15 protein-coding genes are annotated in these 15,675 nt (G+C 66.7%); 4 read left to right on the top strand and 11 right to left on the bottom strand.

Annotation, left to right across the window (positions count from 1 at the left end):
- Nucleotides 1-16 precede the first annotated feature (16 nt).
- From nrfD to ASD06_RS12790, 4 genes are all read right to left on the bottom strand, one after another.
- Nucleotides 17-1,087 carry an NrfD/PsrC family molybdoenzyme membrane anchor subunit gene (gene nrfD, locus ASD06_RS12770; RefSeq protein ID WP_056678119.1) on the bottom strand — a complete coding sequence of 357 codons (1,071 nt, stop codon included), beginning with the start codon at nucleotides 1,085-1,087 and terminating at the stop codon, nucleotides 17-19.
- A complete protein-coding gene (locus ASD06_RS12775; RefSeq protein ID WP_056678122.1) occupies nucleotides 1,084-2,040 on the bottom strand; it encodes a 4Fe-4S dicluster domain-containing protein in 957 nt (318 codons plus the stop codon). The genes nrfD and ASD06_RS12775 overlap by 4 nt, the downstream gene beginning before the upstream one ends.
- A complete protein-coding gene (fdh, locus tag ASD06_RS12780; protein ID WP_255354498.1) occupies nucleotides 2,040-5,333 on the bottom strand; it encodes a formate dehydrogenase in 3,294 nt (1,097 codons plus the stop codon). The genes ASD06_RS12775 and fdh overlap by 1 nt, the downstream gene beginning before the upstream one ends.
- 128 nt (nucleotides 5,334-5,461) lie before the next feature.
- Nucleotides 5,462-5,959: an ABC transporter permease gene (locus ASD06_RS12790; protein ID WP_157371703.1), complete on the bottom strand. Its 498-nt coding sequence runs from the start codon at nucleotides 5,957-5,959 to the stop codon at nucleotides 5,462-5,464.
- 343 nt (nucleotides 5,960-6,302) lie between these two features.
- On the opposite strand from ASD06_RS12790, the gene ASD06_RS12795 reads away from it, so the two are divergent.
- Nucleotides 6,303-6,887 carry an SLATT domain-containing protein gene (locus tag ASD06_RS12795; protein WP_157371704.1) on the top strand — a complete coding sequence of 195 codons (585 nt, stop codon included), beginning with the start codon at nucleotides 6,303-6,305 and terminating at the stop codon, nucleotides 6,885-6,887.
- Between the two features lie 49 nt (nucleotides 6,888-6,936).
- Complete coding sequence (locus tag ASD06_RS18570) at nucleotides 6,937-8,244, top strand: reverse transcriptase domain-containing protein (protein ID WP_162248077.1); 1,308 nt, start codon at nucleotides 6,937-6,939, stop codon at nucleotides 8,242-8,244.
- Nucleotides 8,245-8,433: 189 nt separating this feature from the next.
- Here the strand turns inward: ASD06_RS18570 and ASD06_RS18575 are convergent, their stop codons facing one another.
- The gene (locus tag ASD06_RS18575) at nucleotides 8,434-9,483 is read right to left on the bottom strand and encodes a DUF4062 domain-containing protein (protein WP_162248078.1); all 1,050 of its coding nucleotides are present in this window, start codon (nucleotides 9,481-9,483) and stop codon (nucleotides 8,434-8,436) included.
- Nucleotides 9,484-9,628: 145 nt separating this feature from the next.
- Between ASD06_RS18575 and ASD06_RS18945 the strand changes: the two genes are divergently transcribed.
- Nucleotides 9,629-11,182, top strand: coding sequence for an ATP-binding protein (locus ASD06_RS18945; RefSeq protein ID WP_157371705.1), 1,554 nt, complete (start codon nucleotides 9,629-9,631; stop codon nucleotides 11,180-11,182).
- 219 nt (nucleotides 11,183-11,401) lie between these two features.
- Here the strand turns inward: ASD06_RS18945 and ASD06_RS12810 are convergent, their stop codons facing one another.
- The 5 genes from ASD06_RS12810 to ASD06_RS19425 all read right to left on the bottom strand — a co-directional run bounded on the left by ASD06_RS12810 (nucleotide 11,402) and on the right by ASD06_RS19425 (nucleotide 14,806).
- Nucleotides 11,402-12,172, bottom strand: coding sequence for an ABC transporter permease (locus tag ASD06_RS12810; RefSeq protein WP_056678139.1), 771 nt, complete (start codon nucleotides 12,170-12,172; stop codon nucleotides 11,402-11,404).
- On the bottom strand, nucleotides 12,172-12,507 hold the full coding sequence (locus tag ASD06_RS12815; protein WP_056678142.1) for a hypothetical protein: 336 nt from the start codon (nucleotides 12,505-12,507) through the stop codon (nucleotides 12,172-12,174). The genes ASD06_RS12810 and ASD06_RS12815 overlap by 1 nt, the downstream gene beginning before the upstream one ends.
- A complete protein-coding gene (locus ASD06_RS12820) occupies nucleotides 12,507-13,340 on the bottom strand; it encodes an ABC transporter permease (protein ID WP_082538008.1) in 834 nt (277 codons plus the stop codon). The genes ASD06_RS12815 and ASD06_RS12820 overlap by 1 nt, the downstream gene beginning before the upstream one ends.
- Complete coding sequence (locus ASD06_RS12825) at nucleotides 13,340-14,302, bottom strand: ABC transporter ATP-binding protein (RefSeq protein WP_056678143.1); 963 nt, start codon at nucleotides 14,300-14,302, stop codon at nucleotides 13,340-13,342. The genes ASD06_RS12820 and ASD06_RS12825 overlap by 1 nt, the downstream gene beginning before the upstream one ends.
- Nucleotides 14,303-14,467: 165 nt before the next feature.
- Nucleotides 14,468-14,806, bottom strand: a complete 339-nt coding sequence (locus tag ASD06_RS19425; protein WP_200942152.1) for a hypothetical protein — start codon at nucleotides 14,804-14,806, stop codon at nucleotides 14,468-14,470.
- Here ASD06_RS19425 and ASD06_RS19430 point away from each other — a divergent pair.
- The gene (locus tag ASD06_RS19430) at nucleotides 14,805-15,380 is read left to right on the top strand and encodes a L,D-transpeptidase family protein (protein WP_200942153.1); all 576 of its coding nucleotides are present in this window, start codon (nucleotides 14,805-14,807) and stop codon (nucleotides 15,378-15,380) included. The genes ASD06_RS19425 and ASD06_RS19430 overlap by 2 nt on opposite strands.
- 3 nt (nucleotides 15,381-15,383) lie before the next feature.
- On the opposite strand, the gene ASD06_RS12835 is transcribed toward ASD06_RS19430, so the two are convergent.
- Complete coding sequence (locus ASD06_RS12835; protein ID WP_235502334.1) at nucleotides 15,384-15,671, bottom strand: DUF3046 domain-containing protein; 288 nt, start codon at nucleotides 15,669-15,671, stop codon at nucleotides 15,384-15,386.
- Nucleotides 15,672-15,675: the final 4 nt, after the last annotated feature.

Below are 15,675 nucleotides of genomic sequence, written 5' to 3' on the forward strand. Positions count from 1 at the left end.
CTCCTCTACGGCCGGGTCAGCCGATGGTGGTGATGGAGTCCCCCACGACGCCGTCTGCTCGACGTCGCTCGAGCCGTTCACGCTGTGGCGTGACGGTGTACTTCGGATCCTTGGCCGAGACGAGCCCGGCCTCGAAGACCCCGAACCGGGTGCAGGCCGACCCGGCGAGCAGCGCCGCGCCGCTGAGCGCGGCGGCTGCGCGGTTGCGGCCGAAGAGCGCCGCGCCCACCGCCCCCGACACCGTCAGCACCTTGCTGGCCCGCATCAGCGCGCCGGCCCGCCCCTGCCTGAGCGGCTCGGCGACGACCTCGTGCATCGTGCGCTCCATGCGCTCGGTGGCGGCGATCTCGGCCACAGCACCGAGCACGGCGAGGCTGCGAGCGGGACGGGTCTCCGACGTCGGCGACGTCAGCAGAGCCAGCCCGGCCGCTGCGGCATTGGCCGACGAGACGAACACGAACGGCAGCTCCTTGTACGCCGCGTGCCACGTCGGCGTCGCGGTGTCGGCCAGGAGCACCGCGGTGTACGCCGCGAGCGGCGGCGCGAAGGCGGCCGACCCGGCGGCCGCGGCGGCGTCGGCGAGCTTCGCCAGGCCGCCGAGCGTCGACTGCTCGTCGAGGTGCGGGCGCACCACCTCCGTGGCCACCGCGAGCCCTGCGAACGCGCCGAACGCGGTGAGGATCCACGACCCGACCGACATGGGCGAGGTCAGCTTCACCGTGCGCATCATGTTGAGGGCGCGGCTCGGCTTGCCGAGGTCGCGCACCAACGCCACGCCACCTGCGGCGACGGCGGCGAGCGCGGCATAACGACTGTTGCGCCGCAACGTCTTCAGACCGCGCGCGTGCGCACCGGCCCCGAGCAGCCCGGAGCCCGCCGCGATCCCCCCGAGGAAGATGTAGGCCGGGATGTCAGCCTCCCACGGCGCCGGCTTGACCACCGGGCGCCCGTAGTAGCTGTCGAACTGGACGTCCGGCACCATGAGCGACTCGTCACGACGGCGACCACCGCCCTGACCTCCGCGCCGCCGACGCCCGGTGCGCGGCGGCTCCGGCGGCCGGTCCGCGTCGAACGGGTTGGTGGTCACCGGCGCCTCCCCAGGAACACGCTCGCGGCCATCGCGAGCATGCCGACGGCGGCGAAGCCCGCCTTGCGGAACATGTCGGGCAGGTCCGCGGTGGTCACCACAGGGTCCGGCGGCAGCCCGTACACCTCGGGCTCGTCGAGCAGCAGGAACACCGATCCCGTGCCACCCACGCCGTCGTGGTCGTTGCCGCCGTAGACGCGGGCCTCGGTGAATCCATTGGCGTGCAACGTCTTCACGCGCTCCTGAGCGCGCTCGCGCAGATCGCTCAGCTCGCCGAACTGGATGGACGTCGTCGGGCAGGCCTGCGCGCACGCGGGCGTCTGGTCGTGGCTGATGCGGTCGTAGCAGAGCGTGCACTTCTGGGCGACGCCGGCGTTCTTGACCGTCGCGTCGCCCGCGCGCCGCTCGATGACCCCGAAGGGGCAGGCGGCCACGCAGTAGCCGCAGCCGTTGCAGACGTCGTCCTGCACGACCACCGTGCCGTGCTCAGTGCGGAACAGCGCACCCGTCGGGCACACGTCGAGACACGCCGCGTGCGTGCAGTGCTTGCAGACGTCGGACGACATGAGCCAGCGGAAGTCCGGCACCTCCGCCAGCACGGGCTCAGCCACCGGTGCCGCGGCCGCCGGTCGCGGGCCGGGCATGCCGAGCTCGATGAGGCGCCGTCCGGACTCCCGGGCCTGCTCGATGCGCTCGGTGCTCTGCTCGACGAACGCGACGTGCCGCCAGGTGCTCGCACCGAGAGCACCGGTGTTGTCGTACGACGACCCGAGCAGGTCGAGGTCGCCGTCCGGCGGGATGGCGTTCCACTCCTTGCAGGCCACCTCGCAGGCCTTGCAGCCGATGCAGATCGAGGTGTCGGTGAAGAAGCCCTTACGCGGCGGCGGGTCGTCCCACGCCGCGTCGCGCGCCGGGTCGGTCGGCCCCGCGAGCTGCTGCCTCCAGAAACCCATCAGCGCTCGCCCTCCGACGTCCGCAACGTGTTGCCCGTCTGCACCGTGACCCCGGCCCGCGACTGGTACTCCGACACCCACCGCAGCAGCGCCTCGCCGCGCGGACGTCGGCCCGCCACGATGTCGCACGAGCCGGCCTTGGACTCCTGGATCTGCACGTTCGGGTCGAGCGCGACGCCGAGCAGGTCATTGGCGGAGTCGCCCGACACCACGGCCTCGCGGCCGACGCCCCAGTGGTAGGGCAGGCCGATCTGGTGCACCGTGCGGCCACCGATCACCAGCGGCGTCATCCGCTCGGTCACCAGCACCCGCGCCTCGATCGCGGTACGCGCCGACACGATCGTCGCCCAGCCGCCGTTCTCCAGCCCCCTCTCCTGCGCCAGCTCCGGCGAGACCTCGCAGAAGAACTCGGGCTGCAGCTCGGCGAGGTACGGCAGCCACCGGCTCATGCCACCCGCCGTGTGGTGCTCGGTCAGCCGGTACGTCGTGAACACGTACGGGTAGACGTCGGCGCCCGGCTCGCCCGCCGAGGGGCTCCACAGGTTGTCCTTGCGCGCGAACACCTTGCGCGCCGGGTTGCTCTGCTGGCGGTAGAGCGGGTTGGCGACCGGCGACTCCTGCGGCTCGTAGTGCGTCGGCAACGGGCCGTCGATCATGCCGCGCGGCGCGAACAGCCAGGCCTTGCCGTCGGCCTGCATGATGAACGGGTCGTCACCGGCCAGGCCCTCGGGCCCACCTGTCCCCGGCTCCGGCCGGTACGACGGCGGCTTGGTCACCGGGAAGTCCGGCACGTCGTGGCCGGTCCAGCGCTGCTGCTCCTCATCCCACCACACGTACTTCTTGCGCTCGCTCCACGGACGCCCTTCGGGGTCGGCGGATGCGCGGTTGTACAGGATGCGCCGGTTCGCCGGCCACGCCCAGCCCCAGTCGGGTGCGACCGGGCTCTGCTCGCGACCCGGGACGCGCTTGGCCGAGCGGTTCACTCCCCCGGCGAACACGCCCGTGTAGATCCAGCAGCCACCACTCGTCGTGCCGTCGGCCCGCATCTCGGTGAACAGGTCGAGCAGCTGCCCGGCCCGGTCACCGCTGAGGTGGAAGCCGTTGATCTCCTTCAGCACCGCCTCGCTGTCGATCTCACCGTGCTCGTCGAGCGGGTAGTCCCACGTGAGGTCGAGCAGCGGACGGTCCCGCTCGTCGGTCGAGTCGGCGAGACGTTCGCGGATGCGCTGGCCGAGCTCGTAGAAGAACTGCAGCTCGCTCTGGCAGTCGCCCGGGGGCTGCACCGCCTGGTGCCGCCACTGCAGCATGCGGTGGGTCTGGGTGAACGTGCCGGCCTTCTCGACGTGCGAGGCGGGCGGCAGGAAGAACACCTCCGTGCCGATCTGCTCGGTCTCGAGCTCCCCCGTCGCGATCTCCGGGGCGTCCTTCCAGAACGTCGCCGACTCGATCATGTTCAGGTCACGCACCACCAGCCACTTCAGGCGGGCCAGCCCGAGGCGCTGCATGCGACCGTGGGCCGACCCCACCGCGGGGTTCTGCCCGAGCAGGAAGTAGCCCTCGACCTGGTCGTCGAGCATTGCCATGACCGTCTGGTACGTGCCGTGGGCACCGGTGAGGCGGGGCAGGTAGTCGAACGCCCAGTCGTTCTCGGCCGTCGCGGCGTCGCCCCACCACGCCTTCAACAGGCTCACCGCGTAGGCGTCGGCGTTGGCCCAGAAGCCCTTCTGCTCCTTCGAGCCGATGGCCGAGACGTACTCCTGCCAGGTGTCGTGCTGACCGGCGACCGGCATCGCGAGGTAGCCGGGCAGGATGTTGTACAGCGTCGGAATGTCGGTGGAGCCCTGGATGCTCGCGTGCCCGCGCATCGCCATGATGCCGCCGCCCGGGCGGCCCATGTTGCCCAGCAGCGTCTGCACGATCGCCGCGGTGCGGATGAACTGCGCGCCCAGCGTGTGCTGGGTCCAACCGACGGCGTAGACGAACGCGGTGGTGCGCTCCCGCCCGCTGTTCTCGGTGACCGCGCGGGCCAGGTAGTGGAAGTCGTCGACCGAGATACCGCACGTGTCGGCGACCAGCTCGGGCGTGTAGCGGGCGTAGTGCCGCTTGAGCACCTGGAACACCGTGCGCGGATGCTGCAGGGTCTCGTCGCGCTCGACCTCGGCGTGCTCGAGGGGATGACCGGCGCCGCCGAGCCGCTGGCCGGCCGACGCCTCGCGCTTGTCAGCCCCGTGGTCGGACCCCGGCTCGTCGACCGTGCCGTCCTTCGCGCTGCCCGACCGTGTGGCGTACGACCAGCTCTTCAGGTCGTACGCGCCGCGCTCGTCGTCGTACCCGGAGAACAGGCCGCCGAGGTCCTCGGTGTCGCGGAAGTCCTCCGACACCAGCGTCGCGGCGTTGGTGTAGGCGACGACGTACTCCTTGAAGTACAGGTCGTTGCTGAGGATGTAGTTGATCAGCGCCCCCAGCAGGACGACGTCGCTGCCGGCCCGGATCGGGATGTGCTTGTCGGACGTCGCGGACGTGCGGGTGAACCGCGGGTCGATGTGGATGACCTTGGCGCCCTTGCGGCGCGCTTCGGCCACCCACTGGTAACCCACCGGGTGGCACTCGGCCATGTTGGAGCCCTGGATGACGATGCAGTCCGCGTTGGCGAGGTCCTGCTCGTACTGGGTGGCGCCGCCGCGGCCGAACGAGGACCCCAAACTGGGGACCGTTGCGGAGTGTCAAATACGGGCTTGGTTCTCGATCTGGATGGCGCCGGCAGCGGTGAAGAGCTTCTTGATCAGGTAGTTCTCTTCGTTGTCGAGGGTGGCCCCACCGAGCGAGGCGATGCCCATGGTGCGCCGCACCCTGCGCCCGTGCTCGTCGTGGTCCTGCCAGGTGCGGCGGCGGGACTCGACGAACCGGTCGGCGATCATGTCGATGGCGGTGTCGAGGTCGAGGCTCTCCCACTGCGTGCCGCGCGGGCGGCGGTAGAGCACCTTCGTCTGGCGGCCGGGGCTGTTGACGAGCTGCTCGCTCGCCGAGCCCTTGGGGCACAGCCGTCCGCGCGAGACCGGCGAGTCCGGGTCACCCTCGATCTGGACGACGCGCTCGTCCTTGACGTACACCCGCTGACCGCAGCCGACGGCGCAGTAGGGGCAGACGCTCTGCACGACGCGGTCAGCGGTGACCGTGCGCGGGGTGAGCTCGCGCGTGTGCTGGCTCGTGACGGCCGGCCCCCGGCCGAGGAAGTCACCACTTCGGACCTGGCGGATGACCGGCCAGCTCAGGAACTGCGGTTTGTTGCGCATGCAACTCCTCCCTCGACTCGGCACAACATGCCACAGAGCCGGGTGAAGGGCACCAGATGACCGGTGCGGCGCGCCGAGCGGGCGAGAGGGGTCGGTGAACGGCGCTCAGCCGCCGCCGTCGCCCGACGTCACTTCAGCAGCAGCGCGGTCAGCCGACGCCGCGTCACGGCCAGGCCGACGGCGCCCATGGCCACCAGCGCGGCCACGTGGCCGACCAGCGACCAGCTCACGGTGCCGAGCAACAACGCCCGCTCGATCGCCACGCCGTGGTAGAGCGGCGACAGCTCGACCACCCAGCGCAAGCCGGCGGGATACGCCTCGACCGGGAAGAACGTCGCCGACAGCAAGGTCAGCGGCACGAGCGCCATCTGGATGTAGTCGAAGTCCTGGAAGTTGCGGATCCAGGTGGTGGCAGCCATGCCGACCGAGGAGAACACGAAACCGATGAGCGTCGCGGCCGGCAGCGCGAGCACCGCCCACCAGCTCGCCGTCAGCCCCATCGCCACGGAGATGCCGAGGAAGCCGAGCACGTAGCAGCCGCTGCGCAGGAGCGACCACAGCGTCTCGCCCAGGGCGATGTCGCGGGGCCCCACCGGCGTCGCGAGCATGGCGTCGAACGTGTGCATGTAGCGCAGCTTGAACAAGTTGTTCCCTGGTACACACGAACAGTTGCAGACTGCTGACTTTCGTGGTGCGGCCAACGGACAGACTAAGACCGTTGCATCGGCAGCAGAACACTCCGATCGCCTCTGCGAGTGCCACTGACCTTCGAAAGGTTCGTCGCTTCAAACCCCCACGGTCGGAGCCGGCCGCTAACATCATCGGCGGGCTGGGCCACTCGTTTGCGCGAAACGGCGTGCGGACCGGACTGATAAGCGGGCTTTCAGCCTTCACCCCTGGGTGAGGCCTCTGGGGCAGATGCCAGAGGTGTTGACTTGATGCATGGCAGCTCCGACTTAAAGGAGACTAGTGGCCCAGCCTCCAAAGACAGTGCCCGAGCTACTCGAGGCCCTCGAAGACCGCTCATTCACCACCTACAAATGCCGGATTCGAGCTTACGAGCGCATCCAAGGCCGCAGCCGGGCTTGGAACGCCGCCCTCATCTCATTGGCCACGGCAACAACCGTGGCGGCCATCGGGCTCTTAGTTGACGACTCCATGTACGGAGCATCAGGTGAGACCCTCTTAGCGGCATGCTCGGTGCTGGCGCTCGCTGCGTCGCTCGTAGTGGCTTCGCTCGACTACCCGGGTAGAGCGGTACGCGTGGAGGTCAACTACAAGGAAATACAGGACATTGCGTCACGCATTCAGGCCGCCAGGAGCGTTAACAGCCAACCCACCCTGGCAAACTATTACGACTTGCACGGATCGTATAGCGACCTTGTTCGACACTCTGAGAACCACACTAGCGGCGACCGCGACGCCTATGAAGGCAACATCTCCTGGTCGCGATTCTTCACCTTTGCACTAACCTTTCTGCCATACGCAACTTTCGTACTGCCGATGTGGCTGTTCTGGCAGTTCGGGGCATGGGTCATCCATGGCTCGGGCTAGTTACCGCACACCGTCCGAGTCCTTCCGCCGTGTGACCACGCTTCGGAATTTGAAGGCGATATTCGAGGATCGAGTGGCAAAAGGCACGGTACGTGGGCGCGATGGCGTCTCTGTACATGCCATTCGAGCGGACCTCGATGCCGTGACTAGGTATGTGTCGGTGCGCTGTCGTGCCGGTTCGTACCAGTTCACCACGTACCGGCCAAGACTGCTCCTGAAGGGGGCAGGCAAGCCGCCTCGAGAGATCTCGATACCGACCGTCCGTGACCGCATCGCACTCAGAGCATTGACGGAGCTTCTTGCTGAGACCTTCCCGAACTGTGTAGGTAAGCTACCGCAAACCGAGGTGGCCGCGGTGGCGAAAGACCTCGACGCAGGGAACTTCGACAGTTTCGTCAGAATCGACGTCAAGAACTTCTACCCCTCTATCGATCACGAAGTTCTGTTGCGGGAACTTGCCACTCGTATCCGTTCGAGAGCGATACTTCGTGTTGTGCGCCGGGCGATAGCAACGCCCACAGCTCCCGACCGATCAGCGCGTCCTACAGCCCTGCTCTCGGCCGGCGTGCCGCAAGGTCTCTCGATTTCAAACCCTCTGGCTGAGATTTACATGCGCTCTGTGGACACGACCATGGCATCCATGTCCAACGTCTCGTACCACCGTTTTGTGGATGACATCCTGGTGCTATGCCAGGCTTCGGACGCTCAAGCAATCGACGACGCGTGCCGTTTAGCGCTGGGTGCGATCAAGCTCTCCGCACATCCCAGCATGGCGGCCGGGAAGTCAGAGATCGGGTTGATCGCCGACGGGTTCACTTACTTGGGTTACACGTTCAGTAGCGCTCACGTGAGCGTGCGCCTCTCAAGCATTGTTCGCCTCGAGTCGCACCTTGCCAGCATCTACGCCAAGTGGCGCCAAGAACGTGAAGGCGACGCCGTAAGCGCTGACACCGCGCTCCGACGCCTAATCTGGCATCGAAACCTTGCCATCACTGGGTGCATCTTCCAGGGTGTCGCCAGCGGTTGGATTCAGTATTTTCGGCAACTCGACGACCTGATGCTCCTGAAGCGCCTCGATGCCACCGTTTCGCGTCTAAGCAAGCGATACAGCGTGCCGAAAACCCCACTTCCCAAGACATTCATGCGCGCGTACTGGGCAATTAAACATCCCAGATCGCGTAGCGAAGACTACATTCCGAACTTCGACCTTTACGACGTGCCCAAGATGAGGCTCGAGCTCGAAGCCATGGGAATCACGGACGCAATGGGAACCGACCAGCAGGTCCAGGACAAGTTCTTCCGCATTGTGAGTAGGGCAGTGCGGGACCTCGAACATGACATCGGCGACGTCTCCTGACCTGCCTGTGGGACGCATCCCTCCTTCCCGGATACCGGCACGCGGTGGCACTCAAGTCCCAGCACACGGGCAAGACAATGCGTTCGGCGCCACAAACCAACTGGCGGTTCGCGAGAGGGTCAGCGAACTTCATCGCACGGCTCAGTGCGTTCCCGCACAATAGAAGGCCGCGCTGCGGCTGTTGGTCACCTATGCCGTCTCCGGCCGCTTGGTCGCCTTCAGCCGCACCAAGTACTCATCCCCCGCCGGCGTAAGCGTCCAATAGACAGCCTTGTCGGATACAGTCCGCTTCTTACTTCCCGTGGTGATGATTCCCAAGGCTCGAAGTTGCACGAGGATTCGACCCCACGAGTCGTTCGTGATTGTCATTCGTGGGGCCGCAGCACCATCCCAGTTACTATCGGGAATTTCGAGCAAATACTTCCATGCGTACGAGCAAAACGTCGCTCGGAGTGCGGGCTCCGCAGCCTCGTCGATCATAGACGGACCTAATGCGTCGACAATCTCATCCCATGTGAATTCGAGTTCGACCGCCTGCGATTCTCTGGTATACGTGCCGTGCGAGACTACGAATTCAAGTTCAACTTCATCGCTCCCGTGTTCGAATGATTCGTTGATTTCATTTCCACCATCCCGCGCAGCCAATTCCGTTCGCCGCTGTTCCGCCTGCGCCAGCGCTGCACGCAGTTCAGCCACTTCAGCTCGTACAGCGTCGGTCATCGCCTGGTCCCCTCGCACCCATCCGGGTCTGGGGTTCCGCTTCATTGCCCTAACCAGGCCACGGGACACGACGGACGCCAATTCCTCTGCGGTTCGATACTCTTTGACCATCCGCTGCATTACTTTGGCTCGAAACGCATCTAGGCGCACCCTGGCGGTGGCGTCAATTTCCGACATGTTCACTGGAATCGATCCCGGGTCCGAGTGCACGAAGCCCAGCACGGGAATGCCCTTGGCGACAGCGTAGTCATATTCCATTTCGGTGAAACTTACGCCGTCTGAGGTTACGGACCCATAGCGGCCACCAACCACGACAATGTAATAGTCGCTCAGGTCGATAACCTCGCGAATGAGTGTCCACTGATCCTCGCTTGCTGCAGGGAACATCTCCATACCAGCGGGAATACAATCGAGCTCCAAAAGAGCCTGTATTATGGCGCGCCGCTCCTCGACTAAGTCCAGATATGTCGAACTCACGAATACCTGGTGCCGCCGATCGAGCGTCGTCTGCGCGTTCACGCTCAGCACCCTAGCGGCCATGCGCTCGTCCTCGCGCTGTGATCCTCATGCCTGTTGGCGGGTCCCGCTGGCGCAACATGCATGCAGTGCGCCAACATAGTCCCGGCTGGATGCGAGGGTGGTCCGGCGGGGTGGAGGAGGGACCGTGGAGACACGAGAAGCGAACCTAGTGTGGGCGTCCATCGAACGCCGGGCCGAGAATGCCGATGGCCATGACCACCTAGCCGAGCTGGTCGAGCTGGAGGACATCAATCCCACATTCGACGCCACGTCAATGGTGATCTTTGGGCGGCGGGGCGCTGGCAAGACGCATACCCTGCTGCACCTACGACGAAAAGTCGAGAATTCGGGCGACGTTGTCGTATACATCGATATGCGGAAATTGTCATCAAATGCCGGGATATATGCTGACGACACCATGGCGTTCGGTTCAAGGGCGACGAACATACTGGTTGACGTCGTCAATGAAGTACATGAGGAGCTGTATCGGCTAGCCGTCCTCGGTGGCAGTGAGATTCTCAACGAGAACCTTCACGTTGTCGGGCCTGCGCTTGATGAACTCGGAGACGCCGTGACGGAGGTGCGAGTCTCTGGTGAGACAGTAGTGCAAGTCGACGCCAGTGCCGAAGGCACGCACGAACAGTCAGGCAGCTCTCTTGCGACCTTCTCACAAAAGCCGTCGGCGACAATCTCCAGGGCCAGAAAGAGTATTCGCAAAGCCTCGAGAGCCTACCTCGAAAGACACACCGGCCACCCCAGTATCTACGTCCATTTGGGCCGCCTTGATAGTGCTATCCGCCGCATTGTCGATTCCCTGGATGGAAAAAGGCTGTGGCTCCTAATCGACGAATGGTCGGGAGGAGTGCCTTACGATCTACAGCCCATCCTCGCAGACATGCTTCGACGCAGCTTCATCAGTGCGCCTGGAGTAATAGTCAAGATTGGTGCTATCGAACATCGATCGCGCTTCATCACGGAGGCAAGCAACGTCGAGTACGTGGGGTTAGAGTTGGGGTCCGACACCGCGGAGTCTCTAAGCCTCGACTCGAAATTGGTGATCAGAACCGATCCGCGGCCGTCGCGCGCTTTCCTGTCTCAACTCCTGTCCGAGCACTTCCGCATCGCGTGCACGGCGGCCGGTGCTGTGTCGCCGGATGACCCTATCCGTGCATCCTTCGGCCGTGACGCCTTCGACGTCTTGGTTCTCGCTTCAGAGGGTAATCCCCGCGATGCAATCAACCTCACATCGAAGGCCGCCCGGAAGGCCATGGACAGTTTGGTCACGAGGGAGCACGTCCTTCGGTCCGCCGAAGACTACTTCTGGAACACGAAGTACAAGAACATCGAAGGCACCCGAGAACTCGAGAAGGTGTTCGAAGCGTTCGTCACGAATTCCTTCAGTCGCGGCGTACGCACGATTCTCTTCGAGCGGAGCGACAAGAGACGCGTCGCCGTTGACCGACTCAATGATCACCGTCTCATCCACTTGATCCGGAGCGGCCTTCGGCCCCCAGGCGGTGGCGCTCTATACGACGCGTACGCAATCGACTTTGGCTCGTACGCGGAGAGAATCCTCCGCAAGGAAATGCAGTGGCGCAACGACGGCTTCGCAAGCCCGCTGAGCTTTCAGCTCGATCCGAACGCCGAGTCGTGGCGTGAGGCTGTCGTGCGCCGCAAGTCCGGCCACAGCCACGAGTAGTGACTTGGAGTCGACTCCACCGTCGCCTTCGGCAGCGGTCAACTCGGAGTGCGTCGGCAACACCGGCTCGGCAGGTGTGGGGGCCGGGGACGGCCATTCGCTCCTCAACTCACCCTAGGCTTGCCCACTCGATGTAGCGCTGCGCGCTTGCCATAGCGAGCCGTAGCAACTTCTCGAGTGATGTCGCTCGACCACCAAGTCCACCGGCTCGAGCTAGAGCTACTTCAATAGCAGTGCCGCAAGGCGGCGACGCGTGACGGCCAGGCCGACGGCTCCCATCGCCACCAATACCGCGACGTGCCACACCAGCGACCACCCCGCCGTGCCGAGGAGAAGCGCCCGCTCGATCGCCACTCCGTGGTACAGCGGCGACAGCTCGACCACCCAGCGCAGGCCGGCGGGGTAGGCCTCGACCGGGAAGAACGTCGCCGACAGCAGGGTGAGCGGAACGAGGGCCATCTGGATGTAGTCGAAGTCCTGGAAGTTACGAATCCACGTGGTCGCCGCCATGCCGACTGACGAGAACACAAAGCCGATCAGTGTGGCCGCGGGGACCGCTAGAACCGACCACCAGGACGTCGTGAGCCCCATCGCGACCGAGATCAGAAGAAAACCGATGACGTACGCGCCACTCCTCAGGAGCGACCAGAGCATCTCACCTAGCGCGATGTCGCGCGGCCCCACGGGAGTCGCCAGCATTGCGTCGAACGTGTGCATGAATCGAAGTTTGAAAAACATGTTGTACGTGGCATCGAAGACGGCGCCGTTCATGGCCGACATCGCGAGCATCGCCGGCGCCATGAACTGCGCGTAGGTCACCAGCCGACCGTCGGCCAACGGGATGCGCCCGATGAGCGCACCCAGCCCCACGCCCAGCGAGAACAGGTAGAAGACCGGCTCAAGGAACCCGGTGAGGAACGCCACCCACTGCCGTCGGTAGGTGAGCACGTTGCGCTCGACGACGACACCGGCCAGCCCCAGCGCCGACATTAGGCCACCCTCCATCGCTCGACCCGAAGCAGCCCGAGGCCCCGCGAGATTTTCTTGCCGTTGGTACACAGCTTGAAGAACATGTTGTAGGTGGCGTCGAAGACCGCGCCGTTCATGGCTGACATCGCGAGCATGGCCGGCGCCATGAACTGCGCGCACGTCACCAGGCGGCCGTCGGCCAGCGGGATGCGACCGATGAGCGCCCCCAGGCCCACCCCGAGTGAGAACAGGTAGAACACCGGCTCGAGGAACCCGGTGAGGAACGCCACCCACTGTCGGCGGTACGTCAGGACGTTGCGCTCGACGACGACGCCGGCCAGCCCCAGCGCGGACATCACACCACCATCCGACGGCGCAGGGTGCGGATCGCCAGCCAGCCACCGACGAGGATCCACAGCAGCAGGTAGGCCACGTGGCCGGCGTCCGCCGCCAGGTGCACGGTGCCCAACGTGGCGTCACGCGCCAGCGTGGCCCCGTGCCACAGCGGGACGACGTAGGCCACCGGGTGCATCCAGGCCGGCAGCTGCTCGACCGGGAAGAAGGTGCCGGAGAACAGGAACATCGGCACGATGCCGAGCCGGAACACGAGGTTGAAGGTCGTGTCGGTCTCGGCGTGCGCGGAGATGGCGAACATCGGCGCCGCGTAGGCCAGGGTCACCAGCACGACGGCGAGCAGAGACACCACACCCCAGGCCGAGGGCACCGCGCCGAGTGCCGCCGCGACCGCGAGGAACACCACGGAGCTGAGCAGCGAGCGCAGCACGATCGCGGTGAGGTTGCCGACGACGATGTCGCTCACGCCGATCGGTGTGGCCAGCATCGCGTGGTACTGACGCTGCCACTTGATGGCCCCCAGCACCGGCCACGACGCGTCGAAGACGCCGGTCTGCATCGCCGTCGCCGCGAGCACTCCGGGCGCGATGAACTGCATGTACGGCACGCCACCCATCGCCGTGGACCCGCCGCGGTCGACCAACGAGCCGAGCCCGTAGCCCATGGCGACGAGGTAGAGCAGGGGCGAGACGAAGCTGCCGAAGATCGTGCCGCGGAAGGTGCGCCGGAGCAGGACGAGGAAGTAGTCGAGCACCCGCACGGCGGGGTGCGGGACCCGAGCCGGCGCACCGGAGGCATCCGGCGGCCGCACCGCGGTGGCCGTCGCGCCCGCCATCAGTCGACCAGCGTCCGGCCGGTGAGCCGCAAGAACACGTCCTCCAGCGTGCTGCGGCGCACCAGCGACGACAGTGGCTGCACGCCCCGCTGGTGCGCGGCGCCCGTGGCGGCCTCGCCGTCGTCGACGTACAGCAGCAGGCGGTCGGGCAGCACCTCGACGCGGTCGGCGATGCCGTCCAGCCGGCGGGCGTGGGGCGTCAGGTCGTCGTCGGCGAACCGCAGCTCGAGCACCTCCCGGGTCGACCACGTCTCGATGAGCGAGCGCGGGCTGCCCTCGGCGACGATCTTGCCGCCGTCCATCACGACCAGCCGGTCGCACAGCTGCTCGGCCTCGTCCATGTAGTGCGTCGTGAGCACGAGGGTGACCCCCTGCCGCTTGAGCCGGAACAGCCGGTCCCACAGCACGTGGCGAGCCTGGGGGTCCAGGCCGGTCGTGGGCTCGTCGAGCAGCAGGATCTCAGGACGGTTGATCAGGGCGCGGGCGATGGTGAGCCGGCGCTTCATGCCACCAGACAGTGGCTCGACGAGCGAGTCGGCGCGCTCGGTGAGGTTGGCGAACTCGAGCAGCTCGTCGGCGCGGCTGCGGCACTCAGCCCGGCTGAGCCCGAAGTACCGGCCGTAGATGAGCAGGTTGTCGCGCACCGTCAGCTCGCCGTCGAGGGAGTCCTGCTGGGGGACGACGCCCAGCCGCGCGCGGATGCGCGGACCGTCCCGACGCGGGTCGAGCCCCAGGATCTGCAGCTCGCCGCCCGACGGCGGCGAGACGCAACCGACCATGCGCATCGTCGAGGACTTGCCGGCGCCGTTCGGCCCCAGGAAGCCGAAGGCCTCGCCGCGGGTCACCGTGACGTCGATGCCGTCGACGGCCACGAAGTCGCCGAACTGCTTGCGCAGCCCGCGGGCCTCGATCAGCGCCTCACCCGGCTGCTGGCCCGTGCCCTGCGCCGTCGCGCTCGCCACCGCATCCGCCCCTGTCACGTCGACGACCCTAGACACCCCCACCGACAACGGGCGAACTGTTATCTCCCCGTTCGGCGGGTCGCCCGTCAGCCGTCAGCGGACGAACCTAGGCTCGAGATGCAACCCGAGCCGCTGCTGGCGCGTCTGTGTTGGTGACGGAGGCGCTCACTCACGGGGGGACCACATGCGAAGCACGTTCCGCGTTCCGACGGCCGCAGCGGCCGTGGCTGCGCTCGCGCTCGGGCTCAGCGCCTGCGGCAGCGGGGGCGACCCGACGGCGTCGTCATCCACGACGACCGTCGCAGACCCGGTGACCACGTCGCCGACGACGAGCACGACCACGAGCCCGACGACGGCCACCTCACCGACGACGAGCCCGACGTCGACCACTCCCGCGTCCCCCACGTCGACCACGACCTCGACCACGACCTCGACACCGGCGACCACCACCACGACGAAGGCGCCGCCGCCCGTCACCGAGAAGACCACGCTGCGCCCTGGCATGAGCGGGCCCTACGTGCTGCGGGCCCAGCAACGACTCAGCGCGCTGGGCTACTGGCTCGGCAGCGCCGACGGTGAGTACGGCTACCTCACGAGCCAGGCGGTGATGGCCCTGCAGAAGGCTGCGGGCCTCGGTCGCGACGGCATCCTGGGCCCGAAGACCAAGGCGGCGCTCGAGCGCGGGGTGCGCCCGGACGCCCGTACCCGCTCGGGCTCGGCCATCGAGGTCGACAAGACCCACCAGCTCGTGCTCGTGGTGCTCGACGGCCGGCTGCGCTACGTGCTCAACACCTCGACCGGCAGCGGTCGGCCGTACACCTCCGACGGGCACACGTACGTCGCGACGACGCCCGAGGGCCGGTTCAGCGTGCAGCGGCAGATCGACGGCCTGCGGGTGAGCCGACTCGGCGAGCTGTGGCGGCCGAAGTACTTCACCGGCGGCTACGCGTTGCACGGTTCGCCGAGCGTGCCCGGCTTCCCCGCCTCGCACGGGTGCGTGCGGCTGTCGAACCCCGCCATCGACTTCCTGTGGTCGTCCGGCGTGGCGCCGATCGGGCGCACCGTCTGGGTGTACTGAGCGCTATCGACCCGGCCCGCGCCGGTCGGGCTTGCGGTCGGCGCGTCCCCACCGCCGCTCGCTGGGGACGTCCATGACGTCGCACAGGGCGAACCACACCTGGCGGGGAGGGACGTGCGCGGCGAGCGCCTCGTCCGCCGTCCGCCCGCCGAGCGCCGCCACCACCTGGTCGCGCGCCACGCTGCGGGCGTAGCCGGCGCCGAACTCGTCCTCCATCAGCTGCCAGAACTCGCTGTGTCGCACGCCCGCCAGCATCGCACGCGCGCCGCTGTCGGACGTCGGTGACACCATCAGG

The sequence above is a fragment of the Angustibacter sp. Root456 genome (assembly GCF_001426435.1).
GTDB lineage: Bacteria > Actinomycetota > Actinomycetes > Actinomycetales > Angustibacteraceae > Angustibacter.

What these genes read in the sequence shown, in the direction of transcription:
- ASD06_RS12775 (WP_056678122.1), bottom strand. Translation starts at nt 2,040, where the DNA reads ATGGGTTTCTGGAGGCAGCAGCTCGCGGGGCCGACCGACCCGGCGCGC.
- ASD06_RS12790 (WP_157371703.1), bottom strand. Translation starts at nt 5,959, where the DNA reads ATGCACACGTTCGACGCCATGCTCGCGACGCCGGTGGGGCCCCGCGAC.
- ASD06_RS12810 (WP_056678139.1), bottom strand. Translation starts at nt 12,172, where the DNA reads ATGTCGGCGCTGGGGCTGGCCGGTGTCGTCGTCGAGCGCAACGTGCTC.
- ASD06_RS12815 (WP_056678142.1), bottom strand. Translation starts at nt 12,507, where the DNA reads ATGTCCGCGCTGGGGCTGGCCGGCGTCGTCGTCGAGCGCAACGTCCTG.
- ASD06_RS12820 (WP_082538008.1), bottom strand. Translation starts at nt 13,340, where the DNA reads ATGGCGGGCGCGACGGCCACCGCGGTGCGGCCGCCGGATGCCTCCGGT.
- ASD06_RS19430 (WP_200942153.1), top strand. Translation starts at nt 14,805, where the DNA reads ATGAGCGGGCCCTACGTGCTGCGGGCCCAGCAACGACTCAGCGCGCTG.
- ASD06_RS19425 (WP_200942152.1), bottom strand. Translation starts at nt 14,806, where the DNA reads ATGCCAGGGCGCAGCGTGGTCTTCTCGGTGACGGGCGGCGGCGCCTTC.
- ASD06_RS12835 (WP_235502334.1), bottom strand. Translation starts at nt 15,671, where the DNA reads ATGGTGTCACCGACGTCCGACAGCGGCGCGCGTGCGATGCTGGCGGGC.